At 72.8% G+C, this 16149-nt stretch carries 20 protein-coding genes; 9 read left to right on the top strand and 11 right to left on the bottom strand.

From position 1 onward, the window contains the following. Both CFI00_RS07450 and CFI00_RS07455 read right to left on the bottom strand, forming a co-directional pair. Positions 1-531 carry a DoxX family membrane protein gene (locus CFI00_RS07450; protein ID WP_207084570.1) on the bottom strand — a complete coding sequence of 177 codons (531 nt, stop codon included), beginning with the start codon at positions 529-531 and terminating at the stop codon, positions 1-3. Positions 532-599: 68 nt separating this feature from the next. Further along, entirely contained in the window at positions 600-2348 is a 1749-nt protein-coding gene (locus tag CFI00_RS07455; RefSeq protein ID WP_207084571.1) for a sigma-70 family RNA polymerase sigma factor, read from the bottom strand. A 268-nt stretch (positions 2349-2616) separates the two neighbouring features. Here CFI00_RS07455 and CFI00_RS07460 point away from each other — a divergent pair, with 268 nt between their 5' ends. From CFI00_RS07460 to rsrA, 5 genes are all read left to right on the top strand, one after another. Next, positions 2617-3300, top strand: a complete 684-nt coding sequence (locus CFI00_RS07460) for a hypothetical protein (RefSeq protein WP_207084572.1) — start codon at positions 2617-2619, stop codon at positions 3298-3300. 37 nt (positions 3301-3337) lie between these two features. Beyond that, the gene (locus CFI00_RS07465; RefSeq protein ID WP_207084573.1) at positions 3338-4084 is read left to right on the top strand and encodes an SOS response-associated peptidase; all 747 of its coding nucleotides are present in this window, start codon (positions 3338-3340) and stop codon (positions 4082-4084) included. Further along, positions 4081-4743 carry an alpha/beta family hydrolase gene (locus CFI00_RS07470; protein WP_207084574.1) on the top strand — a complete coding sequence of 221 codons (663 nt, stop codon included), beginning with the start codon at positions 4081-4083 and terminating at the stop codon, positions 4741-4743. The genes CFI00_RS07465 and CFI00_RS07470 overlap by 4 nt, the downstream gene beginning before the upstream one ends. 63 nt (positions 4744-4806) lie before the next feature. Then, complete coding sequence (locus tag CFI00_RS07475) at positions 4807-5466, top strand: sigma-70 family RNA polymerase sigma factor (protein ID WP_207084575.1); 660 nt, start codon at positions 4807-4809, stop codon at positions 5464-5466. After that, the gene (rsrA, locus tag CFI00_RS07480) at positions 5463-5735 is read left to right on the top strand and encodes a mycothiol system anti-sigma-R factor (protein WP_056601554.1); all 273 of its coding nucleotides are present in this window, start codon (positions 5463-5465) and stop codon (positions 5733-5735) included. The genes CFI00_RS07475 and rsrA overlap by 4 nt, the downstream gene beginning before the upstream one ends. Positions 5736-5956: 221 nt before the next feature. Here rsrA and CFI00_RS07485 read toward each other — a convergent pair whose 3' ends face one another. Both CFI00_RS07485 and CFI00_RS07490 read right to left on the bottom strand, forming a co-directional pair. After that, positions 5957-6154, bottom strand: a complete 198-nt coding sequence (locus CFI00_RS07485) for a hypothetical protein (RefSeq protein WP_207084576.1) — start codon at positions 6152-6154, stop codon at positions 5957-5959. 107 nt (positions 6155-6261) lie between these two features. Beyond that, positions 6262-6660, bottom strand: coding sequence for a thioesterase (locus CFI00_RS07490; protein ID WP_207084577.1), 399 nt, complete (start codon positions 6658-6660; stop codon positions 6262-6264). A gap of 136 nt (positions 6661-6796) precedes the next feature. Between CFI00_RS07490 and CFI00_RS07495 the strand changes: the two genes are divergently transcribed. Together CFI00_RS07495 and CFI00_RS07500 are read left to right on the top strand one after the other, a co-directional pair. Next, a complete protein-coding gene (locus CFI00_RS07495) occupies positions 6797-7303 on the top strand; it encodes a SigE family RNA polymerase sigma factor (protein ID WP_242532728.1) in 507 nt (168 codons plus the stop codon). Beyond that, positions 7300-8712 carry a hypothetical protein gene (locus tag CFI00_RS07500; RefSeq protein WP_207084578.1) on the top strand — a complete coding sequence of 471 codons (1413 nt, stop codon included), beginning with the start codon at positions 7300-7302 and terminating at the stop codon, positions 8710-8712. Before CFI00_RS07495 ends, CFI00_RS07500 begins: the two co-directional genes overlap by 4 nt. A gap of 1 nt (position 8713) precedes the next feature. On the opposite strand, the gene CFI00_RS07505 is transcribed toward CFI00_RS07500, so the two are convergent. Genes CFI00_RS07505 through CFI00_RS07515 form a run of 3 tightly spaced genes read right to left on the bottom strand, consistent with a single transcriptional unit; the run spans position 8714 to position 11772 of the window. Next, positions 8714-9196, bottom strand: coding sequence for a GNAT family N-acetyltransferase (locus CFI00_RS07505; RefSeq protein WP_242532729.1), 483 nt, complete (start codon positions 9194-9196; stop codon positions 8714-8716). A 10-nt stretch (positions 9197-9206) separates the two neighbouring features. Beyond that, complete coding sequence (locus CFI00_RS07510) at positions 9207-10886, bottom strand: acetolactate synthase (protein ID WP_207084579.1); 1680 nt, start codon at positions 10884-10886, stop codon at positions 9207-9209. Between the two features lie 10 nt (positions 10887-10896). After that, a complete protein-coding gene (locus CFI00_RS07515; protein ID WP_207084580.1) occupies positions 10897-11772 on the bottom strand; it encodes a DUF2785 domain-containing protein in 876 nt (291 codons plus the stop codon). A gap of 68 nt (positions 11773-11840) precedes the next feature. On the opposite strand from CFI00_RS07515, the gene CFI00_RS07520 reads away from it, so the two are divergent. Next, positions 11841-13310: a PAS domain-containing sensor histidine kinase gene (locus tag CFI00_RS07520; RefSeq protein WP_207084581.1), complete on the top strand. Its 1470-nt coding sequence runs from the start codon at positions 11841-11843 to the stop codon at positions 13308-13310. A 35-nt stretch (positions 13311-13345) separates the two neighbouring features. On the opposite strand, the gene CFI00_RS07525 is transcribed toward CFI00_RS07520, so the two are convergent. Then, entirely contained in the window at positions 13346-13597 is a 252-nt protein-coding gene (locus tag CFI00_RS07525; RefSeq protein ID WP_056601527.1) for a WhiB family transcriptional regulator, read from the bottom strand. A 216-nt stretch (positions 13598-13813) separates the two neighbouring features. Here CFI00_RS07525 and CFI00_RS07530 point away from each other — a divergent pair, with 216 nt between their 5' ends. Then, positions 13814-14173, top strand: a complete 360-nt coding sequence (locus CFI00_RS07530) for a hypothetical protein (RefSeq protein WP_207084582.1) — start codon at positions 13814-13816, stop codon at positions 14171-14173. 12 nt (positions 14174-14185) lie between these two features. Here the strand turns inward: CFI00_RS07530 and CFI00_RS07535 are convergent, their stop codons facing one another. Genes CFI00_RS07535 through CFI00_RS07545 form a run of 3 tightly spaced genes read right to left on the bottom strand, consistent with a single transcriptional unit; the run spans position 14186 to position 16140 of the window. After that, positions 14186-15031 carry an RNA polymerase sigma factor SigF gene (locus CFI00_RS07535; RefSeq protein ID WP_242532730.1) on the bottom strand — a complete coding sequence of 282 codons (846 nt, stop codon included), beginning with the start codon at positions 15029-15031 and terminating at the stop codon, positions 14186-14188. Position 15032: 1 nt separating this feature from the next. Further along, positions 15033-15449, bottom strand: coding sequence for an anti-sigma factor (locus CFI00_RS07540; RefSeq protein ID WP_207084583.1), 417 nt, complete (start codon positions 15447-15449; stop codon positions 15033-15035). A 43-nt stretch (positions 15450-15492) separates the two neighbouring features. Continuing rightward, a complete protein-coding gene (locus CFI00_RS07545) occupies positions 15493-16140 on the bottom strand; it encodes a GNAT family N-acetyltransferase (RefSeq protein WP_207084584.1) in 648 nt (215 codons plus the stop codon). Between the last annotated feature and the right edge of the window lie 9 nt (positions 16141-16149).

Below are 16149 nucleotides of genomic sequence, written 5' to 3' on the forward strand. Positions count from 1 at the left end.
TCAGGTGAGCTGGGCCTTGGCGAGCTTCGCCTCGCGGCGGGCGTCCTTGGCCACCTGCTTGGCCTCGCGGCGCACGTCGGCGGCGGCGCGACGCGCGCGCCAGGCCAGCCCGGGACGGCCGTCGGTGTCGACACCGGCGAGGAGCAGGCCGCCGAGGATCGAGGTGTTCTTCATGAACTGCAGCCGCTGGGCGGCCTTGGCCTGCGGGTCGGACTCCTCCCAGAAGGGGTGTCCGGCAAGGGTCGTGGGCACCAGCGACGCGGCGAGCACGGTGGCGCTCAGCCGGGGTGCGCGTCCGGTCGCGAGGGCGGCGGCGGCGAGGATCTGCGCGCCGGCGTTGATCCGGACCAGTGTCTGCGGGTCGGTGGGGATCGGCGCCCCGGGCGCTGCCTGCTGGACCTTCGGCACGACCCGGTCGGTGATCTTCTTCGCCTTGACGGCGTGCGCCTCGGTGTTGCGGATGGCGTTGATGCCGCCGGCGACGAAGATCGTGGCGAGCATCGGACGGGCGAGCAACCGGGTGATCGTCATGGCCCTTGTCTACACGATGCTCCGAACGTGCGCCCCGCCCGCAGGGATGCGTCCGGTGGGTGCTGTCCTCAGTCGAGGACGGCGCGCCACGTGTTGTTGGACGGGTCGGGGTCGGGCTGTGCCGTGGACAGCGAGGCCGCGACCTGCGCGCCCTGGGGTGCGACCACCTCGAAGGACACCGGGGCGAGGTTCGCGCCGGAGATCTGGCAGGTGGCACGTGCGCGGGTCGTGGTGCACCGGCCGTCGTTGGTGCGCACCACCTCGGCGCCCGCCGCCTCCACGGTGAGGACGGCGCTGGTGCCGGCCGCGAGGGCGGCGACCCGCAGCACGACGGCGTACGTCGGTCGCGTCCCGGACGCGGAGCCGTTCAGCGTGGCGTCGGCTGGTGGCGGCGGCGTCGCGGTCGGGGTGGGCGTCGGGCTGGGCGTCGGGTTGCTCGTCGGCTGGCCGGTGGGGCTGGCCGTGGGGTTCGAGGTCGGGCTCGACGTGGGGGTGGACGTGGGGGTGGACGTGGGGGTGGACGTCGGACTGGACGTCGGGTTGGACGTCGGGTTGGACGTCGGGCTGGCGCTCGGGCTTGACGTGGGCGTCGGCTCCGAGGTCGGCGACGACGTGGGCGAGGTGGTGGGGGTGGTCGTGGGGTCGCCGGTCGGGTCGGTCGTCGGGTCCGTGAGCGGGTCCGTGGTCGGGTCGACCGGGGTGGTCGTGCCGGGCACCACCACCTCCTCGCCGGGCGCGATGACCACGGCGTCGGGACCCGTGGCCGAGCGGCGCGGCGAGTCGCCACCGGAGGCAGGCGCGGACGGGTCGGCCGCGGACGGGTCGGTCGTGGACGAGGTGGACGTCGGCGCGCGCAGCGCCGCGGGCTCGCCGGGCGCGCGGTCCGGACCGCCGATGCCGAGCGCGATGCTGCCGGCGACGACCACGGTGCTGGCGGCGACCCCCGCCACGGCTGCGGCGCCGGCGTTGCCGACGACGAGGTCGCGGATCCGCCCGGCCAGCAGGCCGATCCCGACGGGCATCGCGCCCGTCGCGGCGGCACCGCCGAGATAGGCGGTGGCCACGCCGCCCAGCAGCAGGGGGGCCAGGAGGCCGCCGAGGTTGCTGTTGACCTCGGTGAGCTCGAGGTAGATCGCCATGCAGGAGCGGCACTCCCCGAGGTGCCCCTCCACCCGGGCGGCGTCACGGCGCGAGATGGCGTCGCGGACGTAGGCCCCGAGCTGGCCGTGCGTCCAGCGGCACTGGTCCTGCTCGAGCTCGCCGACGTGCTGGGTGAGGAAGGCCTGGCGGAGCCCCTCGCGGGCCCGGTAGGCCAGCGCCGACACCGAGTTGGCGCTCATGCCGAGCAGTGGCGCGATGTCGGCGGGCTTGTCGCCCTCGACCTCGGTGTGCCACAGCACCAGCTGCCACCGCTCGGGCAGCGAGGCGAACGCGCGGGCGGCGGCGGCGCTCTCGAATCCCTCGACGGCGGTGTCGCGGAACGGCACCCCCGGGTCGAAGGCCTCCATGTCGTCGGTGGTGTGCACCTTCGCGCCGGCACGGAACCGGTCGACCTGCAGGCGGCGCACGGAGGTGAGGAGGTAGGCGCGGAAGGCGACGTCGGGGCCGCCACCGCGCTGCAGCACGCCGAGCACCTTGACGAAGGCCTCGGAGACGAGGTCCTCGGCGTCCCCGGCCGCGACGAGCTGGCGGGCCAGGCGCCGGGCGGCGTCGACGTGCCGTTCGAAGAGGGTGCCGTAAGCGTCGATGTCCCCGCCGCGGACCGCCGAGATCAGCTCGGCGTCACCCGGCGCTTCGACGCTGGTGGCAATGCTCATGTGGATCGACGCTTCCCGCAGCACTCCTGACCCGGCTGTCAGGCTCCTTGAACTGTAGACCTCCGCGGCGTGGCCCGGGGTCGCGATGGCCGAATCGTGATTTCCGCCCGGAGTCCGCGTCATGGATCCGTGGGGACGACGTCACACCAGTGAGCAAGACCGGATCCGGGAGGGAGCTGCCGTGAAGAACTTCGCCACACGTGGGCGACGGCTCGCGGCATCCGGTCCTGGGGTGAGCGGTTCGCAGTCTCTTGATGTGCGGTCGGGGTTGCCGCACCGATTCGAGGCCGTGGGGGAGGCGCTCACCTCAGGATCGGACGTCCTGCTCGCCTGCAGCGTCGCGGGCCAGGACCTGGCCCGCGACGGCGCGTCGGTGGAGGAGACGCTCGAAGGCCTGCGTGGCACGTGGCACCGGCTCACGGGCACCGATCCGGCGTACGACGTCGTGGCGGCGCTGCTCACCGCGTGGAGCGAGACCACCCTGGGGTACCTCCACCAGCTGTCCTGCGAGGACCCGATGACGGGCCTCTCCAGCCAGGCCCACCTGCGCAGCCGGATCTCCGAGCTCTACCGGCTCGCCGGGCGTGAGGTGGACGAGGCCGCGAGCGTCGTCGGCGCCCACGCGCTCGTCGTCTGCGCGCTGCCGTTCGGCGACGACCCGTCGGAGGAGCCGGGCGACCACTTCACCCGTGCCATGCGCCTCGCGCGCGCCGGCGAGCTCGCACGCACCGCCTTCGTCCGCGACGAGACCGTGGCGCGCCTGGGCATGCACCGCGTCGCGATCCTCACCCGCCGCGACGAGCGCCTCGGGCGACGGGTGCGGGTGCTGCGCACCCTGCTCGACGGCGTGCAGGCCGAGTCGGGCGGCGCCTCGGTCCGCGCGTGGATCGAGGGCCTGCCCGCCACGGACGCCGGCGCGGGGATGCTGCTCGACGAGCTGGCCCGCGGCTGAGCGGACGCCGTCACGGGGCTCCCCTAGGGTGGGTCCCGTGTGTGGTCGCTACGCCTCGTCCCGCAGCTCCGAGGACCTCGTCGAGGAGTTCGAGGTCGTCGAGAGCCGGATCGCCGCGCCCCTGGCTCCCGACTACAACGTGGCCCCCACCAAGGAGGTCTACGCCGTCGTCGAGCGTCCGCCGTCGCGGGAGTCCGGCGAGCCCGCCCAGCGCCAGCTGCGGGTGCTCACCTGGGGGCTGGTGCCGTCCTGGGCCAAGGACCCCTCGATCGGCAACCGGATGATCAACGCGCGGATGGAGACCGTGGCGGAGAAGCCGGCCTACCGCAAGGCCTTCGCCAGCCGGCGGGCGCTGCTTCCGGCCGACGGCTACTTCGAGTGGTACGCCACCTCGCAGACCAACGCCCGGGGCAAGCCGGTCAAGCAGCCCTTCTTCATCCGGCCGCGCGACGGCGGGGTCCTGGCGATGGCGGGGCTCTACGAGATCTGGCGCGACCCCACCCGCGCCGAGGACGACCCGGACCGCTTCCGCTGGACCTGCACCGTGCTGACCACGGAGGCCGAGGACTCCCTCGGGCACATCCACGACCGGATGCCGCTGATGGTCGAGCGCGAGCGCTGGCACGAGTGGCTCGACCCGACCACACCCGGCGACGCGTCCCTCCTGGTGCCGGCCGCGCCGGGCCGGCTCGAGGCGTACGCCGTGCCCACCCTCGTCAGCAACGTGCGCAACAACGGCCCCGAGCTCGTCGAGCCCCTGCCTGCCGAGGAGACCCTGCAGTGAAGAAGGCCACCGTCCGATCCGTCGCGACCCCCCACGGCGCGGGCCGGCTGCACACGCGTCGGGCCACCAGACCGATCGCCACGCTCCTGCTGAGCCACGGTGCCGGAGGCGGGATCGAGTCGCGCGACCTGTGGGCGCTGGCCGACGCGCTCCCCGCGCAGGGCGTCTCGGTCGTGCTGTTCGAGCAGCCGTGGCGCGTCGCGGGCCGCAAGGTCGCGACCGCACCGCCGACCCTCGACGCGGCGCTGACGTGCGCTGCCGACGTGATGCGGGTGCGTACGCCGCTCGTGGTCGGCGGTCGTTCGGCGGGCGCACGCTCCGCCGCGCGCACGGCCCGGTCGCTGGGGGCCACCGGCTGCCTGGCCCTGTCCTTCCCGCTCCACCAGCCGGGTCGCACCGAGCCCACCCGGCTCCCCGAGCTCCGCGGCACCGGCCTGCCGACCCTGCTCATCCAGGGCGAGCGCGACCCGATGGGGCGTCCCGAGGAGTTTCCCGGCGACCTCGACCGGGTCGACATGGTCGTCGTCCCGGGCGCCGACCACGGGCTGAAGGTGCCCGCGCGAGGCGGGCTGAGCCAGGACGAGGCGATGGGGATCGTGGTCGAGTCCACGCTGGAATGGCTGGTGCGTGACGTCGTCGGGAATCCCCGGGTGGGGTGAGGTGTTGGCATCGATGTGCAGTCACTGACCCTGGAGAGACCCGCAGCGCTATCGTGGACCGTGATGACTGAATCACTCACGGACGACACGTCCGGCCCTGAGATCGCCGTCGAGGACGAGACCTCCGACGAGCGGTCCGCCCGCTTCGAGCGCGACGCCCTGCCGTTCCTCGACCAGCTCTACGGCGCCGCCATGCGGATGACCCGCAACCCGGCCGACGCCGAGGACCTGGTGCAGGAGACGTTCGCCAAGGCCTACAGCGCCTTCCACCAGTTCAAGCCCGGCACGAACCTCAAGGCCTGGCTGTACCGGATCCTCACCAACACCTACATCAACTCCTACCGCAAGAAGCAGCGCCAGCCGCAGCAGTCGATGTCCGAGGACGTCGAGGACTGGCAGCTCGCCCGCGCGGAGTCCCACTCCTCGACCGGTCTGCGGTCCGCGGAGATGGAGGCGCTGGAGCACCTGCCCGACTCGGAGGTCAAGGATGCGCTGCAGCGCCTGCCCGAGGAGTTCCGCCTCGCGGTCTACCTCGCCGACGTGGAGGGTTTCCCCTACAAGGAGATCGCCGAGATCATGGACACGCCCATCGGCACCGTGATGTCGCGCTTGCACCGTGGCCGGCGCCAGCTGCGCGACATGCTGGCCGACTACGTCCGTGCCAACGACCTCCTTCCCGCATCCACCGTCCCCGGCGCCGACATCGAGGGGGAGGCGAAGTGAGCACCCACGAGCACGGCAACGACGACTGCGTCGACTACATCGAGCGCATCGTCTACTTCATCGACAACGAGCTCGACCAGGCCGACTGCGCCGTCGTCGAGATGCACCTGCGCGAGTGCGGGCCCTGCCTCGAGCGCCACGACCTCCAGAAGGCCGTGAAGCAGCTCGTCGCACGTTCCTGCTCGGAGGCGGCGCCGGAGTCGCTGCGTGACCGCGTACGCCTCCAGCTGCGCGAGGTCAGCATCCAGATCACCGAGGGTGGGGCCTGACCCCGGGCTCGACCCGATTCGCCGCACCCCCGGGTTTTTGACACACTGACCCGAGCACCGATTCCAGGAGGACCACCATGGGCAAGACCGGACGCAAGCGCCGCGCGCGCAAGAAGAAGGGCGCGAACCACGGCAAGCGCCCCAACGCCTGACGCGCACCTGCACGTCATCTCGTAGAAGTCCCCGCCGCGGCGGGGACTTTTGCATGTCCGGCGCCGGTCCTACGACTGGTCGGGGACCATCGCGCCGAGCGCGGGCTGCGTCAGCGTCGTGAGCTCCGCGACCTGCGGCAGGTGCAGGTCCTGGTGGTGCTGCGCCACGAGCGCGCGCACCTCGTCGAGCGCGATCCGTCGCTCGTACTCCGCGAACTCGATGCGCTGGCCCAGTGTCGCCAGTGCTTCTCGCAACCGATCGTCCATGCTGGTTGGCCCCATTCCATCCGCGCGCCCCCGCGCGCCGTGCGCGAGCCTGCCAGACTAGCGGGCTCCTTGCGACGGATCCGGGCCAGGACACCCGAGCGGTCTAGTCAGGTCTGCCTTGACGACGTGTCTCGCAGGCGGGCGAGGAACCGCTCGGCGTCGACCACCACGCGGGTGATCTCCCCGGCGGCGAGCACCTTGCCGCTGGTCGCGTCGCGGGCGCTGACGGTGAAGCGGTGCAGCCGGCCGTCCTCGTAGGCGCTGGAGGCGCTGACCTCGACCTCGGCCCCGACGGGGCTGGCGGCGAGGTGCTCGACCTGGACCCGGGTGCCGACGCTCGTCGACCCCTGGGGCAGCAGCGGCTCCAGCCCGGCGCACGTGGCGGCCTCGAGCCACGCGAGGAGGCGCGGTGTCCCGAGCACCGGCAGCGAGCCGCTCCCGACGGCCGCAGCCGTGTCGTCGTCGCCCACGACGAAGGTGAGGGTGGCGGTCTCGGGACGGGACATGGCGGGCCTTCCGACGGATGATTGCTGCGGTGAGGCAACCTGTGTGCCACCCACACGTCTACCAGACATGGGCACGAGGACCGCAGGGCCGGGGGCAGGATCGGGGGGAGGGTCGGGGGTGGTGATGGAGCCGGCGGTGGACATCACGGAGCTCTACGCCGCGCACCGGCTCGCGCTGGTGCGGCTGGCGGTGCTGCTGGTCGACGACGTCGCCTCCGCCGAGGACGTGGTCCAGGACGCCTTCGCCGCTCTTGCACGTCGCCCCGACGCGGTGAGGGACCCGTCGAAGGCGCTGGCCTACCTGCGTGTCGCGGTGGTCAACACCGCACGCTCAGCGCTGCGGCGACGGCGTACGGCGCGGTCGTACTCCCCACCCCACGACCTGTCACCACCCACACCCGAGGACAGCGCGGTGCTGGCGGAGGAGCACCGGGAGGTCATCGTGGCGCTGCACACCCTCGCCCCTCGCCAGCGCGAGGTGCTGGTCCTGCGCTACTGGTCGGACCTGTCCGAGGCGGAGATCGCCCGGACGCTCGACATCAGCCGCGGCACCGTGAAGTCGACCGCGAGCCGCGCGCTCGTGGCGCTGGAGAAGGCCATGCACGACCCCGTCACGCCGAGCTCGGGAGAGGAGGAGCGATGAGCAGCACACCTGGTGCCCCCGACCTGGAGGCGCGCCTGCGGGCAGCCCTCGCCGCGCGGGCCGACCTGGTGCGGGGCGAGGACCTGGCCCCGCTCGCCACGGCCACCCCCCTGCCGAGGCGCTGGTCATCGCCGTGGGTCCTGCTCGCTGCGGCCGCGGTCGTCCTGCTCGTGCTGGGGGTGGTGCTCCAGGGTGTCGGCAGCCGTACGCGCTCCGACGAGGTCGCGCCGGAGCCGGACGCCCCGAAGCTCGAGCTGCCCGCCGACGTGGGTCGGGACTGGAAGGCCGACGACCTCTCCTCACCGGCGCGCCTCGACCTGGACGGCGACGGCACGAAGGAGCGGGTGGACTTCCTGGCCGAGCCGACCAAGGACTTCGACGGCCGGGTCCGCCTGCAGACGACGCTGAGCACGACGGGGGAGCAGGCCTACGGCATCGCCGAGCTCGGCACCACCATCGGCACGAACGCCCTCGACCCGATCGACGCCGACGATGACGGCGACCAGGAGCTGGTGCTCTACTTCGACGACATGGAGGCCGGTCCCGGCGGCGGTGGTCACCCGCTGGTCTTCGACCTCCGCGACGGCCTCCTGGTGCAGGCGGCCGTCGAGGACCCGGAGCGGCTGGTGCGGGGGTCCGTGCCCGTCGACGGGAGCGCGACCGAGCACTACCGGATGGTCCACCTGCAGGACTACTGGTTGGAGGACGGGGCGCTCTGGTCGAGCCGGTCGGTCAACGCCTACGCGGAGGGCAACATGACGCTCCTGCGTCCCGAGACGGTCGTGGTCGACGCCTGGCGGTGGGCCCTCGGCGACGACGGCGTGCTCAGGCACGTGGAGGAGGCGTGCCGGCGGCAGGGCCTCGAGGCGTCGCAGCCCTGCGGCGACGACACCGAGGACGAGCTCCCCTACGTCGTGCCCGTGGCGGAGGAGACCATCGGTCCCGGGGGCCGGGCCGTCTTCGACATCGGCTACCGCTACACCGTGACCGTCGAGGCGGGCGACCCGGCGACCCTGCTCGTGCGGGGAGAGGACGGCCGCACGGTCCGACACGACCTCGCCGTGGCGGATGCGCGCGTGTCGACCACCCAACCCACTTCCGTCATGTCGGACGGGGCGTCCTTCTACGTCACCTCCGCCTCCGACGCCTCCTACGCGCAGGTGCTGGTGCAGGACGGCGACCGGCTGCGCGCACTCGACACGACCGGCGACGTCGAGCTCACCAACGATCCGACCACGCGCACCTGGCTCACCACCAACGGCGCGCTCGTCACGGCCGTGGCCGCGGAGGAGGGCGCCTGGCGGACGTGGCAGTGGCAGATGGTCTCCGGCACCGAGATGGCGGCGCTGCCGTCGGGGACGGTGTGCTTCGACGACCCGGCCGAGCCCTCGACGGTGCGCCGCTGCTGAGTCAGAACCGCTTGGCGAAGGTGATGAGCTCCACCCCGGGCAGCGGCGACCAGTCGCGCGTGGGGTCGCGGGCGTAGCCCAGCCGTGCGTAGATCCGGTGCGCCGCTGTCATCTCGGCCAGCGAGGACAGCGCCATGCCGAGCGCGCCGTGCTCCCGTGCGCGCTCCTCGCAGTGGGCGGCGAGCGCCGTGCCGGCACCCGAGCCGCGGGCGTCGAGGGCGACGGCGAGCATCCGGAACTCACCCTCGTCGGGGAGGCTCACCTCGCGGTAGGACGACCCCGGAGGACAGCAGGTCACGCTGCCCAGCAGCCGGTCGCCGTCGACGGCGACCCACAGCTCGGCGGCCGTGGCCCGCGACGACGCGTCGCGCAACCGGGCCACGTAGGGGTCGGCCGGACCGCGGGTGTACGCCGCGTAGGCGCGCACGGTCAGCTCGCCGACGGCGTCGAGCTCGTCGGTCCGCGCCAGGCGCACCTCGACCACGACGGCCGGCTCAGATGCCGAAGGTGTTGCGGGGATAGGCCGCCTCGACGTCGGTGATCACGTTGACGAGGTAGGGGACACCGGCGGCGTACGCCCGGTCGAGCGCGGACCCGATCTGCTTCGGGTCGGTGACCGTCTCACCGGCGCCGCCGAGCGCCTTCACCACGTCGTCGTACGGCGTGCGTTGGCCGAGGTCGGCGATCACGTCGTAGCCGTAGAGCATCTGCATCGGGCCCTTCTCCAGGCCCCACGCGGAGTTGTTGCCCATCACCATGACCACCGGCAGGTCGTGGCGCACCAGCGTGTCGACGTCCATGAGGGAGAAGCCGGCGGCGCCGTCACCGAGCAGCAACGTCACCTGGGCCGAGGGACGGGCGATGCGGGCGGCGATCGCGGCACCCAGGCCCGCGCCGAGGCAGCCGTAGGGGCCGGGGTCGAGCCAGCCGCCGGGGCGCTTCGGCTCGACGTACTTGCCGGCGAAAGAGACGAAGTCGCCGCCGTCGCCGATGACGACGGAGTCGTCGGCCAGCCGCGGCACGAGCTCGCCGTAGATCCGCGCCGGGTGGATCGGGTCGGCCTCGGCGGTGAGCAGCTCGGCGTCGCGCGCCGCGGCGACCTTGACCTGGTCGGCGAGCTGGTCGGACCAGGCCTGCCAGTCGGGCTTGTCACCGCGCTCGATCGCGGCCTGGAGGCCGTCGAGGACCGTGGTGAGGTCGCCGGAGACGGACGCGGCGAGCTCGGCGTGGCCGGAGACCTGGCCGGGGGAGTCGGCGATGTGCACGACCTTCGCGAACTCGCCCTGGGGGTTCTTGTCCGGGCCGCCGAAGGCGCCGTAGCCGAGGCGGAAGTCCAGCGGCGTGCCGACGACCACGACGAGGTCGGCGCCGGACAGCGCGGCACCGCGGGCCTTGGTCACCAGGCAGCGGTGCCCGCCGGGGATCACTCCGCGGCCCATGCCGTTGGTCAGGGTCGGGATGCCGAGGTCCTCCACCAGCCGGAGCGCCGCGACCTCGGCGTGGTCGGCCCACACGTCGGTGCCGAGGATGAGGACCGGGCGCCGGGCCGCGGCCAGCAGCCGCGCGACCTTCCCCACCGCGTCGGGGTCGGGCTCGATGCGGGTGCCCTCGCCGGAGCCGGTCGACCCGGTCGCGGAGTTGAAGAACTCGTCCATCGGCACGTCGACGAAGACGGGACCGCGGTGGCTCGAGCGGGCCAGGGTGAAGGCCTCGTCCATGCCACCGGCCACGTCGGCCGCGGTCATCAGGGTGCGGGCGGCCTTTGCGACCGGCGCGATGATCGGCGGCTGGTCGAGCTCCTGGAGGGAGCCGCTGCCCCAGCGGTTCTGCGGTGCGCGACCGCCGACGACGACCATCGGGGAGCCGGCGAACTGGGCCTGCGCGATCGCGCTGATGCCGTTGGTGACGCCGGGGCCCGCGGTGAGGACGGCCAGGCCGGGCACGCGGGTGAGCTTGCCGGTGGCCTCGGCGGCGAACGCGGCGGTCTGCTCGTGGCGTACGTCCAGCAGGCGCATCGGCGGGCCCTGCCCCTCGGCCTGCGTCTTCACCGCCCCGTCGTACATCGGGAAGACGTGGGCACCCGAGAGGGTGAACATGGTCTCGACGCCGTGGGCGCGGGCGACGTGGACGGCCAGCTCGCCGCTGTGGCCGGAGATGTCGGTGGGCTCGCTCATGCCCCGCAGGCTAGTCGGTGCCGGGTGGAGGCTGGTCGGTGCTGGGTCGCAGGAACGGCGCGTTGGCCATCCGGAGCGCCTCGATCACCACGAGCAGCAGGTCTGGGCGCACCTGCGGCGCGTCGGGCGCCAGGGACAGGTGGACGAAGAGCGCACGCAGGAAGGACTGGGGGGCGTGGGTGCGGGCGAACGGGTTGTGGTCGACCGGGCCGCCGAACGCGTTGGCTGCGGCGCCGATGCGGTGCACCCAGGGCTCGAGGACGTCGGTGCCGAGCGTGTTGCGCCGCAGGACCCGCATCGCCGCGTGGGCCATCCGGTCGGGCTCGCCGGACTCGAGCGGCTGGTCGGCGGGCTGCTGGAGCAGGCGCTCGGCGAGGATGTCGAGCAGGACTGCGTGCTCGTCGCCCCCGAGATGCGGGGACTCGGCGAGGGCGCCGATCGTGTCCGCGCCGTGGGCGATCGCGTGGGCCCACCCCTTGCCCGGCACGAAACCGCGGGTGTCGACCTCGGCGAGGAACCAGACCGCGATCCGGTCGCCCCAGTCCATGATCTTCGCCGGAGGCATCAGGTGCTCGGCGTTGTCGCGCTCGAGGCACTCGGCGAGGATCAGCGCGCTGAAGCTGCGCCGGAAGACGGTGTCGGTGTCCTGCTCGCCGAGTCCGACGGACAGCCCGGCGACCATGCCGTCGCCGAGGCCGGCGAGCAGGTCGTCGTAGACGCCGCGGTCGATCCAGGTGGCGAGGGCGGGATAGGCGGTGCCGTCGCGCACCTCCGGCTGCGTCGAGCCGAGCATCGTGGTGAGCTCCGCGGTCAGGTCGCCGAGCGGGCGGTCCGAGGGAAGCTCGAAACCAGCCGCCTGCACCTGGTCCCAGTAGCCGATCGACATGCGGCCCATCCTGCCAGCAGTCACCGACGTCGCCCCAGCCGGTCCGCGGCTGGACCTAGGGTGGCCGGGTGCCCTCCCTCCACGAGCTCGTGCGCGCCCACACCGACCTGGTCGAGGACGACATCGCGTGGCTCCAGCTGCTCATGGCCGACTGGCAGATCCTCGCCGACCTGTCCTTCGCGGACCTCGTGCTGTGGCTCCCGGACCGGGAGGGCAAGGGCTACTGGGCCGGCGGCCAGATGCGGCCCACCACCGGGCCGACCGCGCTCGTCGACGACGTCCTCGGCACCTTCATCCCCACCGGCCGGCGCCGGATGCTCGACGAGGCGCTGGCCACCGGCCGCCTGGTGCGCGAAGGGGACCCCGAGTGGCGCGACGACGTGCCCGTGCGGGTGGAGGTCATCCCCGTGCGCCGCGCGGGGCGGGTGATCGCCCTGATCGCGCGCAACACCAACCTGCTCGGCGTGCGCACGCCCAGCCGGCTCGAGCTGAGCTACCTCCAGACCGCCTCCGACCTGACCCAGATGATCGCCGCCGGCCACTTCCCGCTGCCCGGCCAGCGCAGCGACCACGCCGACTCACCACGGGTGGGCGACGGGTTCGTCCGCCTCGACGCGACGGGACGCGTCGTCTACGCGAGTCCCAACGGGCTCTCGGCCTACCGCCGCCTCGGCCTCCAGGGCGATCTGACAGGGCTCGTGCTCACCGACCTGACCCGCGACCTGGTGCCCGCGCGCAAGCGCATCGACGAGGAGACGCTGAGCGCGGTGCTGGGCGGTCGCGACGGGCGCGCGACGGAGGTCGGCACCGACGAGGTCACCCTGATCGTGCGGAGCATCCCGCTGCGCCCGCAGGGGGACCGGAGCGGCGCGCTCCTGCTGGTCCGCGACGTCACCGAGCTGCGCAGTCGCGACCGGGAGCTCGTCACCAAGGACGTCACCATCCGCGAGATCCACCATCGCGTGAAGAACAACCTCCAGACGGTGGCCGCGCTGCTGCGCCTGCAGGCGAGGCGTACGCAGGCCGAGGACGCCAAGGCGGCCCTCGAGGAGGCCGTGCGCCGGGTCGGCTCGATCGCGATCGTGCACGAGACGCTCAGCCACGCCGTGGAGGAGACGGTCGACTTCGACGAGATCGCCGACCGGCTCGGGGCGATGGTGGTCGACGTCAGCGGCGTCGAGGTGCCGGTCCGCGTCGTGCGCGAGGGGTCCTTCGGCAAGCTCGCGTCGGAGGCCGCGACGCCCTTGGCCATGGTGCTGACCGAGCTGCTGCAGAACGCCGTCGAGCACGGCTATGCGGGGGACTCGGGGCGCACCGAGGGGCGCGTCGTGGTCACCGCGCGCCGCATCGTCGGTCGCCTGCACGTGGTGGTCGAGGACGACGGCCGGGGGCTGCCCGAGTCGTTCGACCTCGACGCCTCGACCCAGCTGGGCCTCTCGATCGTGCGCACGCTCGTGGAGTCCGAGCTCGGCGGGGTGCTCGAGATCGGTCCGGGGAGCCGAGGCACGCGGGTGCAGGCGGACCTGCCCGTCGAGTAGCCGTGGCGGCCGATAGACGCGACGCGCCCTGCGGTTCAGGCGGTGCGGATGCGGGCGCGGGCGTTGCGGCGCTTCAGCGCGCGACGCTCGTCCTCGCTGAGGCCACCCCACACTCCGTGGTCCTGCCCGGCCTCGAGGGCCCAGGCGAGGCACTGCTCGCGCACCTCACAGCGCCGGCACACCTGCTTCGCCTCCTCGATCTGGAGGATCGCGGGACCGGTGTTGCCGATCGGGAAGAACAGCTCAGGGTCCTCGTCGAGGCATGCAGAGCGACTGCGCCAATCCATGGGTAGGGAAATCCCTCTTTCTCGTCACAGGCAGGTGCTGTTCTCGGACAATCAGCTGGGCCCGGGCGCCACGCAGCGCAGCGACAAGACTCGCAAGATTTGAACGTTCACACAACCCCCAACGCTGGTCGTGTCCGTCACAACTAGTGTTGAGCCGTGCCCGTTACACCTTCTGACATTCCCCCTGGTCCAGACAGTAGCGCGCCGCCCCCGCTCGTGGTCGCCGCCTCGCTCGTCGCGGTGGAGGCGTTCGTGCTCCTCGCCCTCGGGGTCCTGGAGGTGGCGAACCTGCGAGTCATCCGGCTGACCATGGGCCTGACCACCTCGGCGTTCTTCCTCCTGGCGGCCGCCGGGCTCGCGTGGTGCGCCTGGTCGCTGTGGAAGGTACGCCGCTGGGCGCGCGGACCCGTCGTGATGGCCCAGCTGATCCAGCTGGGGCTCGCGTGGAACTTCCGGGACGTCGGGGGCCTCGTGCTGCCGCTGTCGCTGGCCCTCGTCGCACTGGTCGTCATCGTGGGCCTGCTCCACCCTGAGACGACCGAGGTCCTCGAGGAGGACGCCCGGGTCGACCCCTGAGCGGGGCCCGGGTCACTCCGCCTCGAGCGAGGTCCGCAGCTGGGTCAGCGTGCGGGTGAGCAGGCGCGAGACGTGCATCTGCGAGACGCCGATCTCCTCGGCGATCTGCGACTGCGTCATGTTCTTGAAGAAGCGCAGCAGCAGGATGCGCTTCTCGCGCTCGCCGAGCCCCTCGAGGAGCGGCTTGATCGACTCGCGGATCTCGACGTGCTCGATGTTGGCGTCCTCGACGCCGAGCGTGGCGAGCATCGCCGGCGGGCCGTCGTCGTTGTCGTCGGAGGCGTCGAGCGACAAGGTGGCGTAGGCGTGCGAGGACTCGATGCCCTCCATGATCTCCTCCACCGAGCAGCCGATGACCTCGGCCAGCTCGCGCGGGGTGGGGGAGCGGCCGAGCTTCTGGGTGAGCTCGCCGGTGGCCCCGCCGATCTGCATGCGGAGCTCCTGGAGGCGACGCGGCACCCGGATCGCCCAGCCCTTGTCGCGGAAGTGGCGCTTGATCTCGCCGATGACCGTCGGGGTGGCATAGGTGGAGAACTCCACGCCGCGGTCGGTCTCGAAGCGGTCCACGGCCTTGATCAGGCCGATGGTGCCGACCTGCACCAGGTCCTCGAAGGGCTCGCCGCGGTTGCGGAAGCGTCGCGCGCAGTGCTCGACGAGCGAGAGGTGCAGGTGCACCAGGTCGTCGCGGGCGCCGGCGCGCCGCGCGTCGCTGACCTCGGTGTCGCGCATCCGCGTGAAGAGCTCGGCGCTGCGCGCGCGTACGTGCTCGAGACCGGTGGGGACGACGTCGTCGTCCTCCCGGTCCAGGGCGGCCCCCGCCGCCATGTCGTCCCCCGTGCCCCCCGTGTCGGTGCTCATGTCAGAGCTCGGCACCCGTCATTCCCGCAGCGACGCTCGAGGTCACCGTGAAGCGGACGTGGAACCGTCCGCCCTCGGGGCCCGCGGACGCGTCCTGCGCCATCGTGTCCAGCACCTGCCAGGCGAAGCTCTCGGTGTCGAGCGGCGGCTCGTCGACCGCCTCGGTCTCGAGCGTGACGGTCAGCGCCCCCGCGCCGAAGTGGAAGCACGCCACCAGGTCCGTGCCCGGGTCGGCGGCCGGCATCGCGAGCGCGGTGGCCTCGCCGATGGCGATCCGCAGGTCCTCGATGTCGTCGATCGTGAAGTCCAGGCGGGCCGCGAGCCCCGCGGCCGTGGTGCGGACCACCGAGGCGTAGGCACCCTCGGCGGGGATGCGGAGCTCGACGTCGGCGCGAGAGCCCCCCGTGTGATCTGCCATCAGCGTCAAGTCCCGTCGTCGAGGCGGATGTGCTCGCCACACCCTAGCCCGGCTGGGGGTGGAACCAGGGGCAGACCTGGTCGCGCGTGCGCAGCGCCTGGCGGTGCGCCCTGTCCTGCAGGAGCGGGGCCTGCCGGTCGCCGCGGGGTGTCACCGGCCCGGTCGTACGTCCGGGTGCGGCGTCGAGCTCGACCACCACGCCGTACACCCCGAAGCCCTCGTCCTGCTCCGTCACGCGCCCGAGCCGACGCAGCATCCCCAGGGACGCGGGGTTGTCCTTGAAGACCTCCGTCACGATGCGGCGCACGCCGGGCGGGCGATGACGCATCAGCACCTCCAGCAGGACGGTCGCGACGCCCCGGCCCTGCCAGGCGTCCTTGACCGTGACCGCCAGGTCGGCGGCGTCCGGGGCGTCGGCGTAGCGCACGATCCTCGCCAGCGCGACGGGGTCGTAGGTGCCGGGCGCGGTCTCGGCGCACAGCACGAGGGCGACGTGGTCGAGGCCGTCGACGTCGTCGACGAGGTGCGCGAGCATCTCGTCGCTGAGGTGGTGCACCGGTGCCAGGAACCTGCTCCGCTGAGACTCCGGGGACAGCGTCTCGAACTCCGCGGCCAGCGTCGCGCGGTCGGTGCGCACGAGGGGTACGACGATCGCGTCGGTGCCGTCGCGCAGCCGGACCTCCTCGATCATCGCGGGGAT

Source organism: Nocardioides sp. S5 (assembly GCF_017310035.1).
In the GTDB taxonomy this organism is placed as follows: Bacteria; Actinomycetota; Actinomycetes; order Propionibacteriales; family Nocardioidaceae; genus Nocardioides.